At 46.4% G+C, this 26,173-nt stretch carries 18 protein-coding genes; all 18 read left to right on the top strand.

What is annotated here, in order from left to right; all coding sequences use genetic code 11:
- The 18 genes from ASG85_RS31525 to ASG85_RS31440 all read left to right on the top strand — a co-directional run bounded on the left by ASG85_RS31525 (nucleotide 1) and on the right by ASG85_RS31440 (nucleotide 26,080).
- The gene (locus ASG85_RS31525; protein WP_057307080.1) at nucleotides 1–840 is read left to right on the top strand and encodes a carbohydrate ABC transporter permease; all 840 of its coding nucleotides are present in this window, start codon (nucleotides 1–3) and stop codon (nucleotides 838–840) included.
- Between the two features lie 30 nt (nucleotides 841–870).
- The gene (locus tag ASG85_RS31520) at nucleotides 871–2,208 is read left to right on the top strand and encodes an ABC transporter substrate-binding protein (RefSeq protein WP_057306681.1); all 1,338 of its coding nucleotides are present in this window, start codon (nucleotides 871–873) and stop codon (nucleotides 2,206–2,208) included.
- Nucleotides 2,209–2,336: 128 nt separating this feature from the next.
- Nucleotides 2,337–3,992 (top strand): MGH1-like glycoside hydrolase domain-containing protein, encoded by a 1,656-nt coding sequence (locus ASG85_RS31515; RefSeq protein WP_057306680.1) that lies wholly within the window; start codon nucleotides 2,337–2,339, stop codon nucleotides 3,990–3,992.
- A 293-nt stretch (nucleotides 3,993–4,285) separates the two neighbouring features.
- Nucleotides 4,286–5,143, top strand: coding sequence for a MurR/RpiR family transcriptional regulator (locus tag ASG85_RS31510; protein WP_057306679.1), 858 nt, complete (start codon nucleotides 4,286–4,288; stop codon nucleotides 5,141–5,143).
- Nucleotides 5,136–6,158, top strand: coding sequence for a serine hydrolase domain-containing protein (locus tag ASG85_RS31505; RefSeq protein WP_063860441.1), 1,023 nt, complete (start codon nucleotides 5,136–5,138; stop codon nucleotides 6,156–6,158). Before ASG85_RS31510 ends, ASG85_RS31505 begins: the two co-directional genes overlap by 8 nt.
- Nucleotides 6,159–6,199: 41 nt before the next feature.
- A complete protein-coding gene (locus tag ASG85_RS31500) occupies nucleotides 6,200–7,504 on the top strand; it encodes an ABC transporter substrate-binding protein (RefSeq protein WP_057306678.1) in 1,305 nt (434 codons plus the stop codon).
- Nucleotides 7,505–7,532: 28 nt separating this feature from the next.
- Nucleotides 7,533–8,462, top strand: a complete 930-nt coding sequence (locus ASG85_RS31495) for a carbohydrate ABC transporter permease (protein ID WP_057306677.1) — start codon at nucleotides 7,533–7,535, stop codon at nucleotides 8,460–8,462.
- A 15-nt stretch (nucleotides 8,463–8,477) separates the two neighbouring features.
- Complete coding sequence (locus ASG85_RS31490) at nucleotides 8,478–9,302, top strand: carbohydrate ABC transporter permease (protein WP_057306676.1); 825 nt, start codon at nucleotides 8,478–8,480, stop codon at nucleotides 9,300–9,302.
- A gap of 1 nt (nucleotide 9,303) precedes the next feature.
- Complete coding sequence (locus tag ASG85_RS31485; RefSeq protein WP_057306675.1) at nucleotides 9,304–10,323, top strand: N-acetylglucosamine kinase; 1,020 nt, start codon at nucleotides 9,304–9,306, stop codon at nucleotides 10,321–10,323.
- 39 nt (nucleotides 10,324–10,362) lie between these two features.
- Nucleotides 10,363–11,274: an N-acetylmuramic acid 6-phosphate etherase gene (gene murQ / locus ASG85_RS31480; protein ID WP_057306674.1), complete on the top strand. Its 912-nt coding sequence runs from the start codon at nucleotides 10,363–10,365 to the stop codon at nucleotides 11,272–11,274.
- Nucleotides 11,275–11,907: 633 nt separating this feature from the next.
- Nucleotides 11,908–13,722 (top strand): sensor histidine kinase, encoded by a 1,815-nt coding sequence (locus ASG85_RS31475; protein WP_057306673.1) that lies wholly within the window; start codon nucleotides 11,908–11,910, stop codon nucleotides 13,720–13,722.
- A gap of 1 nt (nucleotide 13,723) precedes the next feature.
- Nucleotides 13,724–15,244: a response regulator transcription factor gene (locus ASG85_RS31470; RefSeq protein ID WP_057306672.1), complete on the top strand. Its 1,521-nt coding sequence runs from the start codon at nucleotides 13,724–13,726 to the stop codon at nucleotides 15,242–15,244.
- A 174-nt stretch (nucleotides 15,245–15,418) separates the two neighbouring features.
- Nucleotides 15,419–16,891 (top strand): ABC transporter substrate-binding protein, encoded by a 1,473-nt coding sequence (locus tag ASG85_RS31465; protein WP_057306671.1) that lies wholly within the window; start codon nucleotides 15,419–15,421, stop codon nucleotides 16,889–16,891.
- Nucleotides 16,892–16,967: 76 nt separating this feature from the next.
- Nucleotides 16,968–17,906 carry an ABC transporter permease gene (locus tag ASG85_RS31460; protein ID WP_029199042.1) on the top strand — a complete coding sequence of 313 codons (939 nt, stop codon included), beginning with the start codon at nucleotides 16,968–16,970 and terminating at the stop codon, nucleotides 17,904–17,906.
- A 29-nt stretch (nucleotides 17,907–17,935) separates the two neighbouring features.
- Entirely contained in the window at nucleotides 17,936–18,853 is a 918-nt protein-coding gene (locus tag ASG85_RS31455) for a carbohydrate ABC transporter permease (RefSeq protein WP_060648863.1), read from the top strand.
- Nucleotides 18,854–18,899: 46 nt separating this feature from the next.
- Nucleotides 18,900–20,219 carry a glycoside hydrolase family 125 protein gene (locus ASG85_RS31450; RefSeq protein WP_060648961.1) on the top strand — a complete coding sequence of 440 codons (1,320 nt, stop codon included), beginning with the start codon at nucleotides 18,900–18,902 and terminating at the stop codon, nucleotides 20,217–20,219.
- A complete protein-coding gene (locus ASG85_RS31445) occupies nucleotides 20,216–23,347 on the top strand; it encodes a beta-galactosidase (protein WP_060648862.1) in 3,132 nt (1,043 codons plus the stop codon). Before ASG85_RS31450 ends, ASG85_RS31445 begins: the two co-directional genes overlap by 4 nt.
- A gap of 3 nt (nucleotides 23,348–23,350) precedes the next feature.
- Nucleotides 23,351–26,080 (top strand): alpha-mannosidase, encoded by a 2,730-nt coding sequence (locus tag ASG85_RS31440; protein ID WP_060648861.1) that lies wholly within the window; start codon nucleotides 23,351–23,353, stop codon nucleotides 26,078–26,080.
- Nucleotides 26,081–26,173 lie beyond the last annotated feature (93 nt).

Raw genomic sequence — 26,173 nt, 5'->3', positions numbered from 1 at the left:
ATGATTGCGAATACGAACTACACCAAGCTGCTGAAGCATCTGTTGATTATCGCCTTTGGCTTGCTGATGCTCTATCCAGTCTTATGGCTGCTTAGCAGTTCCTTTAAGCCGAATCAATTGATTTTCTCAGATACAAGTCTTTGGCCCAAGAAAGTGACGTTTGACAATTACATGAATGGTTGGAAAGGGCTGCAGGGCACAACGTTTGGGCGTTTCTTCCTGAATTCAGCTCAAATCTCGGTGCTCTCTGTCCTAGGCAATATTATCACATGCTCCTTTGCCGCCTATGCGTTTGCACGGCTAGAATTTAGATTCAAAAAGCTTTGGTTTAGCCTTATGCTGGTCACCATTATGCTTCCGTACCATGTCACTTTGGTTCCTCAATACATTATTTATAACAAGATTGAATGGATCAACACGTATTTACCGCTGATTGTACCGAAATGGTTAGCACACGATTCGTTCTTCATCTTACTTATGGTTCAGTTCATTCGAGGAATTCCGAAGGAATTGGACGAAAGCGCAACCATTGATGGCTGCGGGCAAGGCCAGATTTATTTTCGCATCATTTTACCGCTTCTTGTTCCTGCTTTAATCACAACCGCTATTTTCACGTTCATCTGGACATGGGACGACTTTTTTTCGCAAATGATTTACCTCAACAATATCAAGCTGTTTACCGTTCAGCTCGGTATTCGCTCGTTATTTGATCCTTCGGGAGAATCCGATTGGGGTGCGCTGCTCGCAATGTCCGTTCTTTCACTAGTTCCGATCATGACGATTTTTCTTTCTTTCCAAAAGTATTTTTTAGAAGGTATTGCGACCACAGGTCTTAAATAATTCTAATATTTGTTCAGGGGGAGATTTCAGATGAAAAAACGTTTTGCGATAACAACACTAGCCATGTTGATGGCCATTACAACCGCTTGTTCTTCAGGGACCGGCACGGGAAACAGCAGCGCTCCAAACGCAACAGCTGCAGGTACAGCTAAAGAAGTAGCAAAGGCAGAGCCGGTAGAGCTAAGAATTATGTGGTGGGGTGACCAGAAACGGGCAGATCGTACCAATGAAGCGCTTCGCAAGTTCGAGGAGAAAAACCCAAATATCAAAATTGTCGGTGAATTTGCCCCGAGTTCAGGTTATTTCGATAAACTAAATACGCAGTTGGCTTCGGGTACTGCGCCAGATGCGTTTTTCCTCGGAGGGAACGTAGTCGATTATGCGAATAAAAACGTGCTGCTTGAACTGGATCCATTCGTGGGGAAAGAGCTTGATTTAAACGATATGGACAAATCGATGATCCAATACGGTACCTTCAAAGGAAAGCTGCTACACGTCTCCGCCGGAGCTAATGCACGTGGTATTGTCGTTAATACGGAGTTGTTCAAAAAAGCAGGTATTCCTGTTCCGCAAGATGGTTGGTCATGGGACGATTATGGACGAATCAGCAAAGAAATTACGGATAAGCTCGGTAAAGATGTGTTCGGGACATACAATTTTACAGTCGATGGCATGGATATTTATTTGAAACAAAGAGGCAAGCAGCTCTACGATATGGATAATGCTAAGCTAGGCTTTGAACAGAAGGATGCGGAAGAGTGGTTCAATTTATGGAATACGATGACAAAAACAGGCGGCGTTGTAACACCAGCTTTGCAAGTATCCAATCCGCCGTCAGATACGAGTAAATCACTCGTTGTAACCGGAAAAGTAGCGATGAGCTTACTCGCATCCAATCAGTTGGGCGCTCATCAAAACCTGATTCCAGACAAACTGGCACTTGTTCAACTGCCTCGCGGACCGAAAGGGACCGGTGTTGTTTTCGAATCGAGCCAAGGATTATCCGGTTATGCGAAAACAAAGCATCCAAAGGAGGTTGCGATGCTCATGAACTATTGGATCAATGATCCCGACGCGGCGAAAATTTTGGGTAATGATCGTGGTGTTCCTGTGACTTCCAAAATGCGTGATCTTCTGAAGAAGGATGCCAACCCGGTTGAGCAGATCATCTATGATTACACAAGCCGCGTCTCGGCAGCGACGAATAAAGAGCCGTTTGCGATCAGTTATAACCCTCCAGGCAATACGGAATATACGAAACTGATTGAAACAACTGTGCAAGAAATTGGCTTTGGTAAAAAAGATGTGAAAAAGGGCGTTGAGGATTTCTATAACGGAACCGTAAAAATTTTCAACAATAACAAATAACGAATAATAAATAAAAATAATTAATAACAAAGCCGCTTGTCGGGAGAAATAGGCTGCCATTGGCAGTCTATTTCTTTTCAATTGGATGACAAAAGACGTATTCCTAACTAGAGAGAAGAGGCGGATATATGAAAGAAGCATTGTTAAGCAAGCTGCGTGGGATTCATACGGAGGAGCGGATGGGCCCTTTAAAAAAGGAATCAGATGGCCCCGTTCTTGCAGAATGGAACCAGTCGGGAGTGAAGTTTGCGGCATCTTCCGATAAATTGGAGGGCGTGTACTACGAGGCTCTGCGTAAACTATTGGACTGTGTCGTACCGACGGGTGGAGAGAAGCCTATATTGCATGAAGGTGGTATTTATCTAGGATGCTGGTTGGAAAGCACGGGGACGATTAACGCTGAATTGTTATCGCGTTTCATTCCTTCTGTTTCGCAATCGACTTATGAATTATTTGCTGATTACCAGCGTGAAGATGGTCTAATGCCTTATAAACTCACGGATTCAGGTCCTTCTTACAGACAAATTCAGTTGGTGACGCCGCTTGCTAGAAGTGTATGGAATCACTATCAGTTGAATGGGCAGGATAAGACGTTTTTACGAAAAATGTATACAGCTATGCAGAGTTACGATGATTGGCTGTACACCTATCGCAATACACGCGGAACGAATGGAGTGGAAGCCTTTTGCACATTTGATACGGGACATGATTTATCCCCCCGTTTTTGGCATGTTCCGGATACGCCCCATGGTAATGACGCAAGAATTTGTAATCCGGACTCCCCAATCTTGCCATTCGTTGCGCCTGACTTAACGGCCAATGTATACTGTCAGCGACTCTACCTAGCGAGAATTGCGGAAGAACTCGAGGAGAGTGGGGAGCTTTGGCGGGAAAAGGCGGAAATGAGCTTAAACAGCTTGTTCCAGTTTTGTTTTGATGAGAAGGATCAGTTCTTTTATGATCTGGATAAAAATGATGTGCATGTTCGTGTACAGTCTGATGTCCTTCTGCGTGTGCTCGCATGTGAAGTGGGAGATCGAGCCTTCTTTGATCAAGCTTTGCGCAAATACTTGTTGAATACGCGAAAGTTTTTTGCCAAATACCCATTTACGTCGATGGCTATGGACGATCCGAGATTTGACCCTTTTTCCAGTTATAACAGCTGGGCAGGGCCATCCAATTTCCTTAGCTTAATCCGTGCACCGCATGCTTTTGAGCATCATGGAAGGTTTGTAGAACTCACCTATGTGTTATATCCGTTAATGGCTGCATTTCACAAAATGACACGATTCGCTCAAGCGCTAAGTCCGTGGACAGGAGAGGAAGGTTTCACGGAGACTTATTCACCGGCGATTTTGTGTATGTTGGACTACGTTGAACGTTTGAGCGGTATCATGCCTAGACCAGATGATGAGCTTTGGTTTACAGGACTGCTGCCTTATGCGGTTGATCATGGTGAAGAGATTGCGAATGGGACTGCTTACAGTCGGGTTATCGACGGTATTACATTTGAACTGGTCAATACGAAGGATGAATCAGTGGTTTATAGGAACGGTGTGGTAACTCTTCAATTTCCAAATGGCTTAAGAGCTGTAACCGACCGTGAAGGAAAATTGAAGTCGTTTATCGGTATGACTGTTCGAACGGTAGAAGGAGTTATTTCGTATGAAGGGCGCGAATGGCAAGTTGCTGTGAAAGGAAATGAATGGATCGATATGGTTGAAGGTCATGAGATGAAAAAGCGAGCTGCCGATCTGGGTGTTATTGCACCAACTTATGGATAGAATGACCTCAATTTAGCATATATGACGATGGATCCCGATTTAAGACACCTCAATCTATAGCAAGATTGGAAGAATAAATCGACGGTATCAATGGTGAACGGATAAAGATAAGATCAAGCCCTCAATCAAATGAGACTTGATCTTTTTTTTAGTTATCAGGTTGATTGATCAGGACCTAACCTAACGCAAAATGTGAAATAAAATTTCAGAAACATATAGACAAAGTGAAATAAAACTCTATAATAAGGATATGCAAGTTCAAAACTATAGATGAACCGTAGAGGGTGACTCCCATGTTAAAAGGTGGATTAGTAAGTATAGAAGCGGCTATAGGGAGCTTAAAGCCGATGGAGCGCAGGGCTGCACAATATATTTTGGAGCATCCTGAACAGGTAGTCAGCCTTTCTGTGCAGAAGCTGGCAGAGTTTGCTGACGTAAGTGAAGCGACGATTGTTAGGCTATCACGCTCCCTTCACTGTAAAGGATTTCAAGAGTTGAAGCTGAGGATCGCAGGTGATTTATCACAATCGTCCCTACCTGCAGAATCGTACCAAGAAATCCGCACTGACGGATCTATCGTAGATCTCATTAAATCGGTTTCCAATAACAATATTGTTTCTATCCAAGATACATTAACGGTACTTTCTCCGGAAAGTGTGGAAAAAGCCATTCATTCGCTGAGCAGCGCAAGAAAAGTTGGTGTCTTCGGTGTAGGCGCATCGGCGGTTATCGCGAAGGATTTCATGCAAAAGCTAACGCGTATTAATCGCTGGTGTGAAATTGGCACCGGGTTTGATGCTCAAGCAACCATTGCAGCAAATCTAATTCCCGGTGACGTAGTTTTCGGTATTTCCTATTCAGGCCAAACCGAAGACATGATTCGTGCTCTCGCTGTAGCTAAGAATAACGGTGCCTCTGTCATTACACTGACCCGGTTTGGAGCTAATCCAGTAGCGGAGCTTGCGGATATACAGTTGTTTATAAGCACCTTAGAGAAGAGCATTCGCAGCGGGGCGATGGCCTCGAGGATTTCTCAACTGAATGTGATCGATATTTTGTACGCCGGAATTGCTGGCCGCCATTATGAGGAAAGTATCAAATCTCTAGAAAAGACGAGACAAGCCGTCATGGTGGGGAAACGCAATGGATAAAGTGGACCGCTTGGTAGAAGGATGGGTGCGAGAGGGGCTCTTACCCGGCGCTGTGCTCGACATTACTGTATCGAACCGCTTGCGATTTCAAAAAGCATATGGATCATTCTCCGACGGCACAAAGGAACATCCGATTCGTTTGAACACAATGTTTGACATCGCATCCCTTACGAAGGTAACCGTTACACTTCCGGCAATTCTTGTACTAGTGGCCAAAGGGAAACTGTCGATGGATAGCTCCGTGCAGGCTTACTTGCCTGCATTCCGCCATTCGCAAGTCACACTGCGTCATCTCTTGATGCATGCGTCCGGGCTGCCGCCGGATTTGCCATATTTTCCGCGCAAAGCAGCTCGGCCTAACCTAATCGAGGAAATTTTGGCGCAAGAGCTTTTATTTCAGCCAGGTAAGGAAAAGCTGTATAGTGATCTCGGTATGATCCTCCTAGGGATTATTGTAGAACGAGTGTCTGGCGAGCCGTTGGATCGTTTTGTTAAGCAGCAAATATTCGATCCACTTGAGATGCAGAATACGGTTTTTAACCCCAGGCCCGAACTTCAAGATCGTATTGCTGCAACCGAACAGGTAGATGGAGCTTACATCATCGGCGAAGTTCATGATGAAAAGAGTTTCCACCTCGGCGGTGTTACCGGCAGTGCGGGATTATTCGCAACAGCGGACGACCTAGCCCGCTATGCGGCATGGTGGTTGCAACCGGAACGCTGGGATATTGTTCCACCATCGCTGATGCGAGAAACCACAGCTGCTCCCGTAGGCGACCGAGGACTTGGCTGGGAAGTCAAGCATGATCCCGCCAATGTTCTGAGCTGCGGAGAAAGCTGGCCTACGGGTAGCTTCGGTCATACTGGTTTTACCGGAACGAGCTTGTGGGTTGCCCCCGAACAGGGCATCAGCGTCATATTTCTTACCAATGCGGTTCATTTGGGTCGAAACAACATGATCCGGGAGCTGCGTCCAATTTTGCATGAAACGGTTTTGTCCTCATTTCAATCATGAGGTTAAAATATATAAGTAAACATTAAAGGGAGGCTTTCTAAATGAAACGTTTATTCAGTGGGGCATTATTAACTATGGTCGCTGCTTCTTCCATGCTTGTCGCTTGCAGCAACAGCAATACCGCAACTCCTAGCACGACACCTGGTGGAGCTAGTACAACACCATCGGCAGCACCTCAGGAAAAAGTGAAGTTGACAATGGGAAGCTGGCGTACGGAAGATGCGGATGCTTACGCTAAAATCATTGCTGAATTCAAGAAAAGCAACCCGAACATTGATATTGATTTCAAGCCGATAAAAAATACGGAATATAACACTGCCCTTAACACAGGTCTGCAAAGTGGGAATGGCCCTGATATTATTCATCTTCGTCCTTATGCGGCAGGTGCTGTGTTAGCAGATGCCGGTTATTTAGAGCCGTTGACAAGCCTCAAGGGAATGGACGTATTCTCGAAAGATACTTTGTTGGCTGCTACAGGATCAGATGGTAAAGTCTACGGCGTTCCAACTGTATTCAGTTCGACACAAGTATTTTACAACAAGAAAATCTTCCAAAAGTATAATCTCACAGAGCCTAAAACGTGGGATGAGTTGTTGAAAACGGCGGATACTTTAAAGAAAAATAAAGTGACTCCATTTGCTTTCGGCTCAAAAGAAGGTTGGATTCTATCCCTGACCCAAGGTACACTTGCACCGTCCGTTTACGGGACTGATTTCATTAAGAAGATTCTTGCCGGCGAAGCGAATTTCAAAAGCCCGGAATATGTAAGCTCGATTAAAATGCTCAAAGATTTGACTCCGTACTTCCCTGATAATTATGTAGGGATCGGGATGGACGATATGAGAAACATGTTTGTTTCCGAGCAAGCAGCCATGATGGTCATGGGCGATTGGGAATATGCTGTTATGAAGAAAACGAATCCAGATCTGCAAATGGATGTGTTCCCAGTACCGTCAATGAAAGCCGATGGCAAAGCAACAGTTACAACTTGGGTAGACGGATCTTTCTCAGTGAATGCGAAATCTGCTCATAAGGCGGAAGCTCTGAAATTTATGGAGTTTTTGACAACGAAAGAGTTCGGAGCGCTAGCTGTTAATGAACTGCAGAAACCAAGCACAATCCCAGGTGTCGCGGCGAAAGATCCGCTTGTAGCCAAAATTGCTAAGAATGCGGATACGATTTCTACGCCTTACGCATCCGTTGTCTATTTCAATGCAGGCAACCCTACAACCAAAGCCACTTTAGAAAACTCAATTCAAGGCATGTATTTGAACAAATTGACTCCGGAGCAAGTTGCGGAAGAAGTTCAAAAGAGTGCAGATACATGGTTCAAGCCTAAGAAATAATTCAGTTTAAGAAGAGGGGTGGGGGCACATGAATAACTTTGCAAAATCGTCTTGGTGGAAAAAGGGAGCAGTTCATCTGTTCCCGGTTCCTGCCCTCGCCGTTTACATTCTCTTCGTGATCTATCCGATCCTTTCGGCTTTCGGTTACAGTTTTTATGACTGGAAAGGTCACACCCGCGGGGAGTTTGTGGGGCTGGGCAACTTTGTGAGCCTGTTTACAAAAGAACCGTTCAACCATTTATTTTGGAATGCGTTCGGTCATAATCTTTATTATTTTGCTGTTGAAATGGCTGTTCAGAACGTGATTGCGTTCGTACTTGCCTATCTGGTTTACAGCAAGCTTAAGGGTTCGAACTTTCTGAAAATGGCTTACTTTTTACCGAGGCTGCTTTCTGTCATCGTCGTAGGTTTTTTGTGGAAACTTATGTTGAACCCGAACAATGGTATTGTCAATGTGCTGCTCAAAAAGATCGGTCTTGTTTCGTGGGCTAAGCCTTGGCTCGGGGATCCGGCTTATGCGTTAACATCCATTACAATCGTCAACAGCTGGTTTGGCATAGGCTTCTCCATGTTGATATTTCTTGCAGGTTTGCACGCTATATCGACAGAAGTCATCGAAGCGGCGAGATTGGACGGAGTAAAAGGCTTCCGCCTGATCCGTTCCATCATTCTGCCGATGATGAGTCAGTCATTAATCATCATTACGGTGTTTACCTTTATTCATGCATTCGAAGCGTTCGAACTTATCTATGCCATGGAAGGTTCGCAAGGGGAACCTTACAACTCCACTGACACGCTTGCTGTGTTCTTTTATCGGATTGCTTTTGGCGGCTCGTCTGGCGGCGATTCGGTCGCATTAGGCCTGGGCTCGGCATTGGCAGTCGTACTATTTTTCATTATCGCAACCATTTCCGCGTTGTTCCTGTACTTCACAAGGAACCAATCGTCACAGCATTAAGAAAGGAGGCACACCATGAAAACCAACAAATCCGTTCGGGGGCTCCAATACGCTGCTGCGTACTTGGGTGCACTGGTCAGTTTGTATCCGATCTTTCTGATGCTGACCTCCTCTTTCAAGACGAATATCCAGATTTTGAAAAACCCGATGTCGCTTCCGACTTCTATATCGTTTACGGCATATAGTAAGCTAATCCATCAAATTCCGTTTGGAACATATTTTTGGAACAGTGTCGTGGTTAGTGTTGTTTCCGTAGCTTTGATCTTGCTGTTTGGCGTTTTGGCTTCATTTTATATTGCACGATATCCGTTCCGTTGGAATGGTGCGCTGTTCTTCTTTTTCCTCTTAGGCATGATGATTCCAATTAAGCTTGGGATCGTACCCTTGTTCCTATTAATGAAGAAGCTAGCCCTGTTGAATAGCGTTTGGTCGCTTGTTAGCGTGTATACGGCGATCGGAATGCCGCTTGCTGTCCTGATCTTAACTGGCTTTTTTAGAACGCTGCCGAAGGAGCTCGAGGAAGCAGCGCGCATTGATGGTTCTTCGGATTTCGGTGTCATGTGGCACGTTCTGCTGCCGCTTATTCGCCCTGCACTGGGGACGGTCATGATTATGAATTTTATTATGGCGTGGAACGATTTCTTCTTCCCGCTGATTTTTATCCAAGACGATATGAAAAAGACGATACCGGTTGGCATGCTGTCACTGTTCGGACAGTACTCTACAGATTTAAGTATGCTATTTGCCGGCTTAACCTTGGCTTCAGTGCCAATGATTGTCATGTTTTTCCTAGCGTCGAAACAGTTTATGGAAGGCATGACGGCAGGAGCGGTGAAATAATATGGCTGAAACTAATTATATTGGGATTGACGGCGGAGGGACCAAAACAGTATGTATTCTCGGCGATGCGGAAGGTAACATTTTGGCTGAAAGCCGCGGTGAATCAAGCAGTGTGAAGTCCCGTCCATGGGAAGATGTTCAGCGTGTTCTGCTCACACTCATCCGGGATGTATTAGACCAATCGGGTACAGAAATGTCCCAATTAGGTGGGATCTTCCTTGGGTTGGCCGGGAGTGACCGCCCCGAAGACCGGAAACGGATCGGCGACTGGCTCCAAACCGAATTGCCGGAAGGTGTTCCGATCACCGTCCACAATGATGCAGTTACCGCGTTGGCTGCTGGTACATGGGGACAGAAGGGCATTGCGCTCATTTCAGGCACAGGCTCCATCGCGTATGGATTCGATCCGGCGACGGGCGGATTTGTAAGAGTCGGAGGCTGGGGCTATTTACTCGGCGATGAAGGAAGTGGGTTTGATCTTGGGCGGAAAGCGCTTGTGGCTGTTATGCGGGCGTATGACGGCCGAGGAGAGCCTACAGCTTTGACAGGGTTAGTTCTTGAACGTTGGTCCTTACAGCATCCTGGGCAATTGATCAACACCATTTATGGCCATGACAATGTACGGACCGCGATTGCGGATGGATCCAAGCTCGTCATGCAGGCTGCAGCCGATGAGGATCCGATTGCTGTTAAGCTCGTGGAAGAAGCGATTCAGGAGCTAGAAGAGCTCGTAAATACGGTTATAACTTCCATGGAGAAACAACAACCAATGAAGGAAAGCGATAGCCATGATTTGGCGGAAAATACAATCCCTCTTGTGATAACAGGCGGCTTATTTTCAGATCAAATGTTCGAGCATCGCTTTATGCAAACACCGTTGATACAGTCCGGCATGTTCGATGTCCGGCTGCTCGAACGGCCACCCGTGATTGGAGCTTACCTTCTTGCCTTGCAGGAACGGGGCTTTGAATTAACGGAAGTAATGAAACAACGGATAGCAGCATTTAACTTCCGTAAATAGACGCAAAGCAGCGTATTGATAAAAAGGAGGCAAGGTAACATGGTACAACAAGTTAATCAAACGGTTACCGAGCAGAGAAATGCAAAGTCAAGTCACCTTGACCGACTTACTGTTCGGGAGATCGTGACTTTAATGAATGAAGAAGACCAAACGGTAGCTCTCTCTGTAAACGGAGCTTTACCGCAAATCTCTGATGCAGCTGAGGCGGTGGTCGAAGCAATGACTCGCGGCGGCCGACTTTTCTACATTGGAGCTGGAACCAGTGGCCGTCTCGGCGTTCTAGATGCATCCGAATGCCCACCTACGTTCGGTGTTGAGCCGGAGCTTGTGAACGGCATTATTGCTGGAGGAGAAATTGCCATTCGTGCAGCTGTAGAAAACGCTGAAGATGATGAAGAAGCTGGTGTGCGTGCGATAGCAGATGTTGCACGTGCTGGTGACGTAGTCATCGGTATTACAGCAAGTGGAACCGCTCCCTATGTAATCGGCGCTATACGAGAGGCTAACCGGTTGGGTCTATTGACGATCGGCATAAGCTGTAATCGGGATACTCAGCTCAGTGCTGTTGTGAAATATCCGATCGAGGTGCCTGTCGGACCTGAGATTATTACGGGGTCGACAAGATTAAAAGCGGGAACAGCGCAAAAAATGGTTCTCAACATGATCTCGACGACTGTGATGATTCAAATGGGCAAAGTTTATGGCAATCTGATGGTAAATGTTCAGGCGACGAATAAGAAACTTAGGGATCGTACCGTGCGGATTATTCAAGAGGCGACTGGCACAGATGAAGATACGGCTCGCCGCGTCGGAATGGAAGCTAAGGGAGATGCAAGAGTCGCGATTCTGATGCTGATGTTTGGCGTAAGCCGCGAGAAAGCTTTGGATGCGCTTGTTCAAGTAAATGATCATTTCGGTAATGCTGTAAAGCAGCTCGAACAAAGTAAATAAATGCAATGCCTAGGCTGATAGTTATCAGTTTAGGCATTTTTATTGTAATGGAAATGCAGAAAATTTCTCGGGCAAAGAGGGCGAGCTTCGACCCGAGAAGCTCTAACTGTAAGCGCGTTTTTCGCGCTTAATTGTTCAAGGATGTACGAATAAGCGAGAAAAACGCGCTTAAAACAGTACGGCCGGTCAGCTGAGAGGCATATTGCCAGCTTCTCGGGCACATGCGCGAGCTTCGACCCAAGACACTCTCGGAGCAGTTGAGCAAAAGTGGGTACGAAATCAACGTCAGATTCCTCTCTCCCGGCTAAAGGACTGGAGCGACGTTATTCCACGAAAATGATTGAATTTGAACATCTAATGGACTCAACAGCCCTTAATCTCCTTCAAATGATGAAAATAGGATAAATTGAAACCGAATAACGGCGCTGAAGTCCGTTAGTTCGGAATAATCGCCCCAAATAGGCAATTAACGGCATCCAGATCCGTTAAACGTCTATTTTCGTTTCATTAGCTGTGTGCGCTAATTTGGTCCGTCGTAGTTTTTTGAGATATTCACGCAAAAACGGATCGAATTCATGTGTGGATGCTGATATGCTATAATGTACCCGATTAACAGCAGGAGTTGATGGCAGGATGGGGTTCCGCAAGATGTACCGAAATTACTTAAAAAATAACTTGTTTATGAAGCTGCTTCTCCTGTTCTCATTGATTACCGTCATTACGATTATTTCGTTTTCTTACTTCATGTACCATTCGATGTCGCAAGCGAATATCAATCGAGAGCTGGATATACAGAAGAAGGCAATGACGAATGTGAACAATTATTTGGGGGGGAAATACGATTCAGCGCAGTCTATCGTGTTCGGCTTATATCGGGATAGCTCGCTTGCCGCGGGCATCTCTTTCATGCTGCAGCACCCTTTCCAAGAGTATGTGCAGCATGGTCTGGAGCAATACAATTTAGGCGGTAACAGCACGTGGAATGCCGGTCTGCAATATTTTAAAAATCGGGTGGAAGATGACGAAGATATTCGCAGTCTGATGCTTTACAGTGTGGATCAGATGACCTTATATGTGCTTGATCGTAACCGGCAATTGAAGATCGTGCCTACGAATGCAGCCCACTCCTACATTCCTGAAGTCATGGCGCTTGATAACAAGAGCGTTACCTTGCCGAATATATGGGTCCGTGAAGCCGCAGGTCAATGGGATAACCATCTGTACTCGATTAGGACCCCCATCAACGACAAGCAAACCTTGAAAAATATAGGACAACAGGTTGTGTACTTCAGCTCAGACGGCATTTGGAAGATTCTCTTGAATGATAAGGAAGAGTTAAAGGGAACGATTCTCGTTCTATCACCGGATGGAGGCGTCCTGTTTGATTCTTCGGATCAATATTACGGCAAGCCTTATCCTTATATGAATCAAGTTAGTTCGTTATACGAGAATATTGGTTCGAATCAAAGCGGATATGTGACGAAGCTGACGCAGAGTAAAGGGGATTTTATTGTCGTCGGGATCATTCCGAAGAATGAACTTGAAGCATCCTCAAGGCGAATCGGCAGCACGATCTTTATGATTAGTGCGGTCTGTATCTTTTTCGCGATCTTGATTCCTTCTCTTGTTGTGATGAATGTCTCTAAACGCACCAATCAGATCATTCGCTTTACGCGGAAGGTCAAACAAGGTGATCTGAATGTACGGATTCCAGATGTGCGAGAGGACGAGCTGGGACAAATTTCTCGCAGCTTCAACGAGATGATCGAAGAGCTGAATCAATATATCGATAGGGTGTATAAGGCGGATATTAAGCAGAAGCATACAGAGTTAACGGCTCTGCAAGCACGCGTCAATCCTCACTTTTTATACAATACACTCGAGGTTATTCGTATGCGTGCTATCTCTCATGGGGCTCATGACGTTGGCGAAATGATTTACAGCTTGTCGGCGTTATTCCGCAGCCTGGTACAGCAGAAAAAGATTTATACACTGAAGGATGAGCTTGAAGCTTGCCGCTTATACCTCGAGCTGTTCCAGATTCGCTATAAGGACAAGTTCACGTATTCGATCGAGTGGGATCGGAAGCTGGCATCTACACGCATTATGAAAATGTCGCTGCAGCCTGTAATTGAGAACTATATCGTTCATGGCTTGCGAAGCGAAAGCACCGATAATGAGCTTCATATTCGCGTGAAACAAACGGAAGATTTCCTTCATGTGCAAGTGGAAGACAACGGAAATGGTATTACGCCAGAGCGTTTGAGCGAGCTGGAGTCCTTCTTACAAGCAGAGGAAACCGAAGGCGAATCCTTCGGCTTGCGGAGCATCAATCAACGCCTAAAGCTGCTCTACGGCAGCAGGTTCGGCTTACAATTAAATAGTGAACCTGGTAAAGGAACGGTAGTTGATATATGGCTGCCTATGGACGACGGAAAAGAGGGTTAGGATGTTTAGGGTTTTTCTTGTGGACGACGAGCCTTTCATTATTGAAGGGTTGTATGACATTATTGATTGGGCCGAAGCGGGTTTGGAAATTGTCGGACATGCCAGCAATGGGCAGAAGGCATTAGATGCCCTGCAGGAAACCTCGGTGGATATTTTGTTGACGGATATTTCCATGCCGGTGATGACCGGTTTGGATCTGATTCGCCAAGCCCGAACGGTTCATCCCGATTTGAAAGTCATTGTGCTCAGCGGTTTCGATGAGTTTACCTATTTAAAAGAAGGCATGCAGCTCGGTATCGAAAATTACCTGCTTAAGCCCATCAATATCCAAGAGCTGAAGGCAACGCTTCATAATACGGTCGAGAAGCTGAATACGTTTGAAGAGAATCGGCAAGTTCAGGCCTATAGCAAACAAGTGTTGAAAGACAACACGCTTCATCGTTGGTTAACCCATCAGATTGCGCCTTTGGAATTTTATGAACGCGCGGACCTTCTGGGCATGAACCTTGATCGTGCCTATATGATAGCTGCTGTACTCCGAGTGGCATCCGATGCAGATGAGGTTTTCGAATGTATCTCCAATAAGGTACAAGCCTATGATTGGATCACCGCATTCTTCGATATGGATGGCGATATCGTTCTGCTTGCAGCTGTAGATGATGCTGGCCGCGGCAGAACGGATTTGACGGCTTTGCTTGAGCAGCTTCGAGCTGATCTTCAGGATCGTCCTCTCCGCATATCTATCGGCAGTGTAGAGCCTCTACCTGAACAGGCTGGACAAAGCTATACGGCCGCGAAGAAAGCGCAGGAGTATTTCTTGGTATATCCAGAACTGATCATGATTGATTATACGGAGCTTGCTATGAATCAAGACAATCGAAAGGTCGATTTCTCCATTATTGACTGGCCAGTCTACGCGAAATTAATTATTGCTAAAGATCAAGAGAATTTGCGCGAGCAAATTCAAAACGATTTCAAACGGATTCAAGCGCTCCCTGGCATTACGCCGCACGATTTTCAGAATATCGCTTTTGAGATGATCATCCATTTCAAGCTGGAGATCAAAGCGATTCGCCATACTGAGGAACTTGATGCGTATAATCATGCTTTTCACCAAATCAGGAGCGCGGTTACGCTGGAACAGCTGGAAACGGCCATCCTCGAAATTGCCCATACGACAATCGGATTCTTAATTTCTGACGTTCGAAGTCCGATCGTGCAGCAGGTTTTAAAATATATCCATCAGTCTTATGCGGAAGAGCTTTCGCTCAAAATGCTGGGGGCGCACTATCATATTCACCCCGTTTACTTGGGACAATTGTTCCATAAGGAAATCAATGAGACGTTTACGGAATATATCAATCGGTACCGGATCGAGAAAGCAAAGGAAATGCTAAAGACAACGAATTCGAAGGTTCATGTCATTGCTAATGAGGTGGGCTACTCAGAATTGGGTTACTTTTATAAACAATTTAAAAAGTATGTGGGAATCTCCCCAACGGATTACAGAGGATTGCTCTAGGGAAAACTGAGGAGCAGTCTTTTTTTTGCCGGAAAGGATAAATAGCTGCTTTTTTCTTAACTTTAGACAGGGTTCATTTAGTTTATCGTCTATTTGTAACTGCTTTCATGAGGTACTGTAAAGGTAGCCCAACGGGGCGTAAACAATAGAGCATTTAACAGGGAGGATACAAAAATGAAAAAACGCTTGGTCACCACACTAGGATTGACGCTAGCCGTTTCCATGGCTCTTAGCGCGTGCGGCAGCACCAAAGATGCCGGCGGTGCGAAAGGGAATGAAACGACAAATAAACCGGTTGAGTTAATCTGGTACACAATCGGAACACCACAAAAAGACGTGGACCGCGTCATGGCTGAAGTGAGTAAATACACCGCGGAAAAAATCGGCGTTACCGTGAAAATGAACATGGCGGACTGGGGCGACTACGCACAAAAAATGCAAGTCATGACGGCATCCGGCACACCGATGGACATTATGTTTACGTCTTCATGGGCTTTTGATTACGTGCAAAACGTGCGTAAAGGCGCATTTAAGCCGATTGACGAGCTTCTTCAAAAAAATGGACAAGGTATCGTGAAAGCGCTAGATCCTGCTTTTCTTAACGGTTCCAAAGTGGACGGGCACAATTACGGCGTACCTGCCAATAAAGAGCTGCCAGCTCAAGACGTATGGCGTTTCAACAAAAACCTGGCTGATAAATACAACCTTAGCCTAGATAATGTGAACACGCTTGAAAGCTTGGAGCCACTGCTCAAAACGATTAAAGAAAAAGAACCGAACATTTATGGATTAGCTGTTGATAAAAATTACATGCCATATGTGCCTTACGATTACATTATCGAGAAAATGCCGATGGCCGTGAGTGTAAACAATGCGGATTTCAAAGTTGTCAACATTTTTGATACGCCAGAAATGAAGCAAGCACTTAAAACCATGAACAAATACTACAAAGCAGGATATGTTCCTACGGAAGCATCGACGCTTTCCTCGCTTAACGATGTACAAGTAACTGGCAAATGGTTCGCGGATAAAGCGACGAATCAACCGTTTGCGGACAACCTTTGGTCAGCTAGTTATGGCTATCCAGTCGTTTCCAAAGCGGCAAGCCCTGCTTTGATTTACAACTGGTCCGTAATGGGCTCCATGCAAGCGATATCTGCTAATTCCAAATATCCGGAAAAAGCTATGGAATTCCTGAACTTGCTGAATACCGATCCAGTGCTTCGTAATATGGTCGATTCCGGTATTGAAGGTGTTCACTACAAAAAAGTCGACAACGACAAAATGGAAAATTTACCAGAATCCAAAAACTACGATATGCCGACTTTCTCACTCGGAAACGTTCTGCTGACGTATAAAGATGTTAAAGATCCTGCGAACAAATGGGAAGAGTTCAAAAAGTTTAACGATACCGGCAAACCTGCACCTCTGCTTGGCTTCAACTTCGATCCATCCAAAGTAATCAATGAAATCGCCGCGGTTCAAAACGTAAAAGAAGAGTTCTGGGCAACATTGATGACGGGTACTGTTGACCCGGATAAATACATTCCGCTAGCCAACGAAAAATTCAAAAAGGCTGGTTTGGATAAAATCATGGCTGAAGCGCAAAGTCAGATTGATGCTTGGAAAGCAGCTAACAAAAAATAATTCAACATGGTTGATTAGGCGAATGTCCAACATTCGCCTGATCTTTTTCACTACAATGATCTAGAGGGGTGATTTTATGAAAGGAATAGGAGCATTTTTTAAAGATGTTAAACAAAGTAGAGTTCTGCTGCTAATGGCATTGCCGGCGACGCTTTGGTTCCTGTTCTTCTCTTATTTGCCGATGGCGGGTATGGTGATTGCTTTTAAGCAGTATCGCTATAGCCGCGACGGTTTTTGGGCAAGTATTATGGAAAGCAAATGGGTAGGACTGCAAAATTTCAAATTTTTATTTAGCACCAATGACGCCTACATCATTACGAGGAACACACTGCTCTATAATATTGTGTTCATTATTGCAGGGCTTGTTCTTTCTGTAGGTTTAGCGATTGTCTTATCAGAAATCGTCAATAAAAAACTGGCAAAGCTTTATCAAACAGGAATGTTCCTGCCTTATTTCCTATCGTGGGTAATCGTCGGCTACTTCGTGTTCAGTTTTCTTAGTGTCGATAAAGGTATGCTGAATCACATTCTGTCCGGGTTTGGAATCGATCCGATTCGTTGGTATAACGACAAGACGTATTGGCCCCTTATTATCATTTTTGTTTATCTGTGGAAATCGGTTGGTTACAGCAGTGTGGTATATTTGGCCGCGATCATGGGGATCGACAAATCGTTGTATGAAGCCGCAATGATTGACGGAGCGAGCAAATGGCAGCAAATCAAGCACATTACGTTCCCAATGCTGAAGCCTCTTATGACAATTCTGACATTGCTGGCTATCGGACGCATTTTCTATGCAGACTTCGGATTGTTCCTGCAGGTGCCAAGAGATTCAGGAACACTGTACTCTGTAACCAATGTTATTGATACGTATGTATACCGTGGCCTCAAATCTACCGGAGAAATCGGTATGAGTACCGCAGCTGGTCTATACCAATCGGTTATCGGCTTCATCCTGGTTATGACTTCGAACTATATCGTTAGAAAATTCGATAAAGATAATGCGTTGTTCTAAACTATTTTCATGGAAAGGAGGATTTTCAAATGATTGCTAAACCAATGAAAAGCCGTGACTTTCATAAATTGCCGCCTGCTTTGAATATAATTTTTAATCTTGTAGCGGGGCTGTTTGCGCTCGCTTGTATCTTTCCGTTCTTGTTTGTAACCATTATTTCATTTACGGATGAGAAGTCGTTAAGTACGAATGGATACCGCATTATCCCAGAAAAATGGAGCCTTGAGGCTTATCGCTATCTCTTCAAAGCGGGGGATCAGCTGCTGCTTTCCTATGGCGTTACCATTCTTGTAACTGTGGTTGGGACGATTGTAAGCTTGCTTATCACAGCTACGTTTGCCTATGCGATTTCACGTAAAAGCTTTAAATTCCGCAATGCCTTCGGTTTTTTTGCTTTCTTCACGATGCTGTTTAACGGTGGACTTGTGCCGACATATATCGTTGTTACACAACTGATGGGGCTTAAAGATTCAGTCTGGGCTTTGATTTTGCCTTTGGCCGGAAATGCATTTTATATTATGATTATGCGTACTTTCTTCGTCACATCTGTTCCCGACGCCATTATTGAATCTGGAAAAATTGACGGGGCCGGTGAATTTGGGATTTTCGTCAAACTAGTGCTGCCGCTCTCGCTTCCGGGACTAGCCACTATAGGTTTGTTTAGTACTTTGGGATACTGGAACGATTGGTTTAATGCATTGCTCTATATCGATACACCAAAACTAGTGCCTTTACAATCGATGTTGATGCGTATTGAGAACAGCATGCAATTCCTGCTCCAGAATACCAGCAACCCTTCTGTTGGCGTGAGCTTACTGCAATCGCTGCCGCAGGATACATCCCGTATGGCGATGGTTGTTCTGGCAACCGGGCCGATTATTTTTGCTTACCCGTTCTTCCAACGGTACTTTATCCAAGGCTTGACGATTGGTGCCGTGAAAGAGTAACGTAAAAATGCATTCTTCGAAACTAGAAAAATTTGGAGGACTTACCGTGGAACAATTCAGACTGCCGAAAATTCCGATGCCGAAACTGGAGCTGCCAAAGGCCATTCAAGAAGTATTGCTGGAAGCCGAAGAGAAGCTGGCGCATCGTCCGAAGCTGCTGCAGCTATTTAAAAATTGTTTTCCTAATACATTAGAGACGACGACCAAATTGATGGAGGATGGCACGACCTTCGTCATCACCGGAGATATCCCTGCGTCATGGCTGCGCGATTCTGTGGAACAAGTCATGCACTATGTGCCATTTGCCAAACAGGACTCCGATTTGCAGCACATCATTAGCGGTTTAATCAAGCGTCATATCCAATATATTCATATCGATCCGTATGCCAATGCGTTTAACGAATCAGCGAACGACTGGCACTGGAATAAGGCGGATCAAACGGAAATGTCGCCATGGGTATGGGAGCGTAAATTTGAACTGGATTCGTTATGCTTCTCGATGCGGCTGGCTTATGCGTATTGGAAGGAAACGGAGTTAACGGATATTTTCGATGCGGGATTTAAAGCAGCGATGTTTAAAATCTATGAATTGTTTAAGACGGAGCAATACCACTTTGAAAAGTCACCTTATCGTTTCACTCGCAATAACGGAATTCCGACGGATTCACTGCGCAATAACGGGATGGGGATGCCGGTGAATTACACAGGCATGGTATGGTCAGGCTTTCGTTCAAGTGACGATGCCTGCGACTTTCATTACAATATTCCAGCGAATATGTTCGCGGTTGTGGCTCTTCGCCATATGCAAGAATTTGCGGAATGGGTGTTCAGGGATATGGACTTTCTCCAAGACCTGAAAGCCCTTGAAGCGGATATTGACCATGGCATCCAGCTGTATGGTATCTATCGCCATCCCGCGTTTGGACCGATTTATGCGTATGAGACAGACGGCTTCGGCAACTACTGCTTGATGGATGATGCGGGCACTCCTGGACTAATGTCGATTCCTTATCTGGGTTATGTATCGGCGGATGATCCCATCTATCAGAACACAAGACGATTCGCGTTAAGCAAAGAGAATCCGTTTTATTTCGAAGGCAAAGTTGCCAGAGGCATCGGCAGTCCGCATACGCCGGACGATTACATTTGGCATATGGCCTTGTCCATGCAGGGCTTGACGGCTTCCACTGATGAAGAGAAGCTGGCGATGATCGCGATGCTTGAAGCAACAGATGCAGACACCGGGTTTATGCACGAGGGCTTTCATGTCGATGATCCAACGATTTTTACGCGGAAATGGTTCGCCTGGTCGAACAGTTTATTCTCCCAGTTGGTGTATAAAGCGATGAAGGATGGTTTGCTATGAGTCAACCGGTCATTATATTCTATGATGCTACATTTCCGATCAGCAATTCCTGTGAAGTGAAAGTTGATCTACTCGCGGAGCATGGTGCTGTTGTTGTAGGCGCCGATGCACTTGGAGAAGCTCTCCGGTCGACGGTTGATGGATGCTTCGTTAATCTGCATGCCCCGTATTTCCCTAAGTCCGCATGGCCGGAAATCCTGGCATTCTTGAAACGCGGCGGCGGGCTGCTAAGTATTGGCGGCGCAGCCTTCAAGCGTCCGGTGCGTCGAGAAGCTGATGGCTGGCATATAGAATCGGAGCAGACCGCCTATCATCAGCAGTTGTACATTCATGAAATACTTCGTGTTGAAGCCGTTCCCATGCGCTCCTATACAGCGTTAGAGACCTTGCCTCTGCTTCAGGGGCAGGAATCGATGTTCGCGCTTGCAGATACGTGGAATCTGGTCCCGCATACGACACGCAACAGCGACTTGCCCGATCAAATGGGCGCTGCGGGTACCATGAGCACACAGATTTATCCGCTATTGAAAAGCATCAGTAAGGACGGCCGCGAAGTGGCTGCGCCTGTCGTTCTTTGGGAAAACTCGCGAGGCACGTTTATCGGTTCGCGCTGGATGTTTGTCAATGTACCGCTTAGTCCTTCGTTTTGGAGCGAAGGAGGTGCCCAAGCATTGATGGCATGGGCAGCATTTTGTGCTAATGGCGTTACAGAGCTGTGGATTAAGCCGAATTATGCCAGCTTCGAGCCGGGAGAGCATGCCATGCTGACGCTTCAAACTCAGCTTATCGGAGGGCTCCAAGCTGGAGCTGACTCGAAGCAATGGACGTTTGATCTTCGTGTAGCGCATGAGGGTGGCACACAAGACGTGTGGACCCATCGTTTGACAGCTCAAGTGAATAAAGAATTCAATGTAGTCCGCATCCCGGTACCGCTAGACATACAACGTGGTTTATACCGTGTAACTTGCACGGCAACGTCTGAGGATGGCGAGCTTCGCGTGCTTCGCCAAGGCTTCTGGGGACACGATCCTTTGCTGCTCGCGGAGGGACAACCGATGACAAGCGGTCGCGACTATTTCATCAAAGACGGACGCCCGCTGCCGATTGTCGGCATGACATATATGACCTCCGATGTCGCTCGCAAATTCTTGTTCCTGCCCAATAGCGATGTCTGGGATCGAGATATGGCCCAAATGGCCAAAGCCGGCATCAATTGGATCCGAACAGGGATTTGGACGGCTTACCGCAATATCATGCAGGTGGATGGACATGCTTCCGAAGAGGTTCTGAGAGCTATCGATGCTTTCTTCTTAACGGCTAAGAAGCACAATCTTCAGGTAACGTTCACCTTCTTCTCCTTTACGCCAGAAACTTGGGAAGGGGTTAACCCTTATCTCGATCCGCAAAGCGTAGAGGCACAGAAGCGGTTTATCCGCTCCATTGTTTCGCGTCACCGTGCGACGACGCATGTGGATTGGGATCTGATTAACGAGCCATCTATGTTTGATCCTGCACTGATTTTTTCCGCGGGACCGCGTTCCACTCGGGATATCTACGAACGGGAGGCTTTTGTAGAGTGGCTTAAGCAGCGTCATAACAGCATCGAGCTTCTTCAGGAGAAATGGAATATGTCGCCTGAACAGCTTCCGACTTTTGAAGCGGCGGCTATTCCCGAGGCTGGAGAAATCAATTTTGACGTACAGGATATGCACAAGGGCAAGAAAGGAACTCGCTGGCTGGATTACTGTTTGTTCTCTATGGAGATGCATAACCGTTGGGCCAAAGAGCTCTACAATACGATTAAAGAGATCAGTCCTGATCATCTTGTTGTGGTCGGTCAAGATGAAGCGCTTGGCGCACAGCGGCCTTCTCCTTTGTTTTATGAGGAGGCAGTGGACTATACAACCGTACACTCGTGGTGGCTGAACGATAACCTCGTTTGGGACGGCATTTTTGCCAAAACAGCGAATAAGCCAAATGTTATTCAAGAAACAGGCATCATGTACGTGGAGACACCGGATGGACGCGCTAAACGTTCGGAGAACGAACTGCGCAGCCTGTTGGAGCGGAAATATGCCTATGCATTTGCTACCGGAGGCGCCGGTGCTATTCATTGGATCTGGAATACTAACTTTTATATGGATAATGCGAACGAATCGCATATTGGTGCGCTTCGTGCTGACGGCACAGAGAAGCCAGAAGCTAATGTCTCTTACGATTTCGGGCGGTTTATGGCTGAAATCAGAGATTTGTTCCAGGATCGGGCGTTGGAGGATATCGTAGCGATTTTCCCTTATTCGAACGATTTTTCCAACCGGAAATTGGCATTTGATGCTACGACTAGTATGACGCGCGTGCTGTCCTATCAATTGAAGATGCCGTTCCGTGCGGCATCGGAGTATCATTTGGATGCGCTGGAGCACCAACCGGCGAAGCTGATCCTGCTGCCGAGCGCGCATAATTTGGATGATCAAGCTTGGTTGAAGCTTGTAGATATCGTACAGCGTACGGGTGCAACGCTGCTTGCGACAGGTCCAATCAGCATTGATGCGTATTGGAAACAAACACCGCGTCTGATCGATGAACTAGGTGAAGCGGAGCTTCACAACGTACGCCGCGAAGAAATGCTTGGGCTGCAAGGTGCAGCGCTCCCGGTATCCTTTGATAAGCGTCGAATAGCCGAAGTCGTGAAAGAAGTGCGGACTGGACATTCAGGCGCGGGAACAGGGTCTGCTAGCGCAAGCGATGCGGTTGTCGATATTCCGCTGGGCAAAGGCAGACTCATTTGGAGTCCGCTGCCGGTTGAATTGAACGGACGCTTGGATACGGTCGCCCGCCTGTATCGTTATGCCATCGATGCCGCGGGCTGTGAAAGCGGATTGGAATGGCTGCAAGGCGGCGATATTGCAGGTGTATACGGAAGGAAGTTAAGCTTTAAGAACGGCTTCCTGTATGTATTCGTATCTGAATTTGCATGGAACGTGGATGTCGAAGTGAAGGATACGGATAGCGAGGCAACTTATGCATTTACACTAGAGAAAGAGCGTTCCGTTCTCTTTGCTGCTGATGCCCAAGGCAATCTCATCTCCGTGTACCGTCCGGAGGCAGTCCATATTGAAAGGAGTTAAACGATGAGTACCAAGAGAACCGCTCATATCATTTCCCATACGCATTGGGACCGGGAATGGTATTTACCCTATGAGAAGCATCATGTTCGTCTTGTTAAGCTAGTAGATACGCTGCTGGATAAAATGGATCAGGATCCGAATTATCGCAGCTTCTTTTTGGACGGACAAACGATCATTTTGGAGGACTACCTCCAAGTTCGACCGGATCAAAAGGATCGACTGACCAAATTTATTCAGGACGGCCGTATTTTAATAGGTCCGTGGTACATTTTGCAGGATGCATTTCTGACCAGCGGTGAAGCCAATGTACGAAATATGCAGATTGGACATCAAGATGCGAAGAAATATGGAGACGTATCGAAGATCGGTTATTTTCCCGATACGTTCGGACTGGTAGGCCAAACGCCGCAATTGATGCAGCAGTCCGGAATCACGAATGCTTTATTTGGGCGTGGCGTGAAGCCGACTGGCTTTAACAATACCGTGTCTGACGGTGATTATGAATCGTCATTCTCGGAACTGCTTTGGGAAGGACCCGATGGTTCCCAAGTGCTGGGCATTCTTTTCGCCAACTGGTATTCGAACGGCAATGAAATTCCAGTAGACCGAGAAGAAGCGAAAGCGTACTGGGAGCGGAAGCTAGCGGACGCGGAGAAATACGCATCGACTGGCGAGCTGCTCTTTATGAATGGGTGCGACCATCAGCCGGTTCAGTTGGACTTGCCTGAGGCGATTCAAGCTGCGCGCGATCTGTATCCGGATACGACCTTTGTTCATTCGAATTTTATCGATTACTTGCAGGCTGTTCAGCGTTCCTTGAAGCATGAACTTTCTACGGTAAAAGGCGAGCTTCGCAGTCAACGGACAGACGGTTGGTCTACGCTCGTGAACACCGCATCCGCTCGTGTTTACTTGAAGCAGATGAATCAGCTGGGGCAAGCGATGCTGGAGAAAGTGGCTGAACCGTTGGCTGCTTTCGCGCACGTCCTCGAAGTTGGGGAGAAATACCCGCATCATTTGTTCACGTATGCTTGGAAAACATTAATGCAAAATCATCCGCACGATAGCATTTGCGGCTGCTCTGTAGACGAAGTACACCGCGAAATGGTGACTCGTTTCGAGAAAAGCCGGCATGTAGCGGAATCGATCGTCGATGACAGCAAACGTGCGATTGCTGAAGCGATCGATACGTCGAGCTTTGCACAAGCGGGCGAAAGCGCCCTGCCGGTCGTTGTTTTCAATACCTCCGGTTGGGAGCGTACCGGCGTAGTGAGTATCGAGCTCGATGCCTTGCGTTTGTACTTCCGTGATGGTTACACGCTTGAAGAAGCAAGCAGTTTTGCGAAGGCGGCGGATCTTTCAGGCCGTACGCTCGTGGATGCGCAGGGGAACGATATTCCTTGCACAATCGAAGATCTCGGACTGCAATTTGGTTACGATTTGCCGAACGACAAGTTCCGTCAGCCGTATATGTGTCGTAGAGTGAAGCTGACTTTTGAAGCGGAGAAGGTTCCTGCTTTAGGGCTGAAGACGTACGCTTGGGTGAAGAGAGAAGATGAGATTTCATCTTCCTCGCTGCTATCGGGAGACCGGGTGCTGGAGAATGACTCGCTGAAGATCGAAATCGTGAATAACGGTTCATTCACGTTGACAGACAAGAAGAATGGCCGAACTTACAGGGATTTAGGCGTATATGAGAATACCGGGGATATCGGCAACGAATATATGTACAAACAACCGGATGGCGAGACGCCGCTTACAACACGCGATCTAGCTGCACATATCCGTGTGTTAAAGGATACGCCCTATCAGGCAACTATTGAGATTGTACACGACTGGGAAATTCCCGAGTCGGCGGACGAATTACTGGAGGAAGAGCAGCGAGATTTGATCTACTATCCGCACAGAAAAGCACAGCGATCAGCTCGCATGGTACCTATGCAGATCCGTACCATTGTCAGTCTGAACCGCGGCGGCAAAGGAGTAGAGATCGAAGCCACCTTCAACAATCAGGCCAAAGATCATCGTCTGCGGATGTTGTTCCCGTCGGATCTGAATACACAAGTTCACCGCGTCGACTCCATGTTTGAAATTCCGCAGCGTGACAACACGCCGACTGCTGAGTGGGAAAATCCAAGCAATACGCAGCATCAACAGGCATTTATTGATGTAAGCGAGGCGGAGGCTGGTCTTGTTGTTGCTAACCTCGGATTGAACGAATACGAAGTTCTGCGGGACGGACGCAATACGATTGCCGTGACGCTGCTTCGCGCGGTTGGCGAGCTTGGCGACTGGGGCTTGTTCCCGACGCCGGAAGCGCAGTGTCTGGGCGAGCATACCGTCCGAATGACCATCATTCCGTATAGCGGTGAAGGCGAACAATTCGGCGCTTACGAGCAAGCCTACCAATTCCAAATTCCGTGGACGTTATGTCAAACGGGCATTCACACTGGGCGCATCTCACCTACGTATGCACCATTCTATTGGGAAGGCGATAAGATGGCCTTTTCTTCCATGAAAATGAATGAAGGAACTGGCGATGTGCTGCTCCGTTGGTACAACATGAGCTCCCAAAACACTGAGCTCAAGCTAAGTTCCAACCTACCTCTGTACTCCTTCTATAAGAGTACGATTATGGAAGTACAAGGGGCGAGTATTGATGCTGATGCCCAAGGCCAAATGTCTTTGCCGACAGGTCCTTGCGAAATTGTTACCATCGGGATTCAGCGATAAGATTAGCTGGAACATTCGAATCGTATTGAAGGATAACATTAATACTTCCATTGGAAATTTTCCAATGGAATCGACTCTCAGACTTCAAAAAAC

It is taken from the genome of Paenibacillus sp. Soil724D2, from assembly GCF_001427935.1.
In the GTDB taxonomy this organism is placed as follows: domain Bacteria; phylum Bacillota; class Bacilli; order Paenibacillales; family NBRC-103111; genus Paenibacillus_E.
The sequence above is the reverse complement of the archived record's forward strand: the minus strand, read 5'-3'. Positions and strand labels throughout refer to the sequence as shown.

Bases quoted from the DNA above. Each gene is read 5' to 3' on its own strand.
- ASG85_RS31510 (WP_057306679.1), top strand. From the start codon at position 4,286: ATGTTAAAAGGTGGATTAGTAAGTATAGAAGCGGCTATAGGGAGCTTA.
- ASG85_RS31500 (WP_057306678.1), top strand. From the start codon at position 6,200: ATGAAACGTTTATTCAGTGGGGCATTATTAACTATGGTCGCTGCTTCT.
- ASG85_RS31520 (WP_057306681.1), top strand. From the start codon at position 871: ATGAAAAAACGTTTTGCGATAACAACACTAGCCATGTTGATGGCCATT.
- ASG85_RS31515 (WP_057306680.1), top strand. From the start codon at position 2,337: ATGAAAGAAGCATTGTTAAGCAAGCTGCGTGGGATTCATACGGAGGAG.
- murQ (WP_057306674.1), top strand. From the start codon at position 10,363: ATGGTACAACAAGTTAATCAAACGGTTACCGAGCAGAGAAATGCAAAG.
- ASG85_RS31485 (WP_057306675.1), top strand. From the start codon at position 9,304: ATGGCTGAAACTAATTATATTGGGATTGACGGCGGAGGGACCAAAACA.
- ASG85_RS31490 (WP_057306676.1), top strand. From the start codon at position 8,478: ATGAAAACCAACAAATCCGTTCGGGGGCTCCAATACGCTGCTGCGTAC.
- ASG85_RS31445 (WP_060648862.1), top strand. From the start codon at position 20,216: ATGAGTCAACCGGTCATTATATTCTATGATGCTACATTTCCGATCAGC.
- ASG85_RS31465 (WP_057306671.1), top strand. From the start codon at position 15,419: ATGAAAAAACGCTTGGTCACCACACTAGGATTGACGCTAGCCGTTTCC.
- ASG85_RS31470 (WP_057306672.1), top strand. From the start codon at position 13,724: ATGTTTAGGGTTTTTCTTGTGGACGACGAGCCTTTCATTATTGAAGGG.
- ASG85_RS31440 (WP_060648861.1), top strand. From the start codon at position 23,351: ATGAGTACCAAGAGAACCGCTCATATCATTTCCCATACGCATTGGGAC.
- ASG85_RS31495 (WP_057306677.1), top strand. From the start codon at position 7,533: ATGAATAACTTTGCAAAATCGTCTTGGTGGAAAAAGGGAGCAGTTCAT.
- ASG85_RS31505 (WP_063860441.1), top strand. From the start codon at position 5,136: ATGGATAAAGTGGACCGCTTGGTAGAAGGATGGGTGCGAGAGGGGCTC.
- ASG85_RS31460 (WP_029199042.1), top strand. From the start codon at position 16,968: ATGAAAGGAATAGGAGCATTTTTTAAAGATGTTAAACAAAGTAGAGTT.
- ASG85_RS31455 (WP_060648863.1), top strand. From the start codon at position 17,936: ATGATTGCTAAACCAATGAAAAGCCGTGACTTTCATAAATTGCCGCCT.
- ASG85_RS31525 (WP_057307080.1), top strand. From the start codon at position 1: ATGATTGCGAATACGAACTACACCAAGCTGCTGAAGCATCTGTTGATT.
- ASG85_RS31475 (WP_057306673.1), top strand. From the start codon at position 11,908: ATGGGGTTCCGCAAGATGTACCGAAATTACTTAAAAAATAACTTGTTT.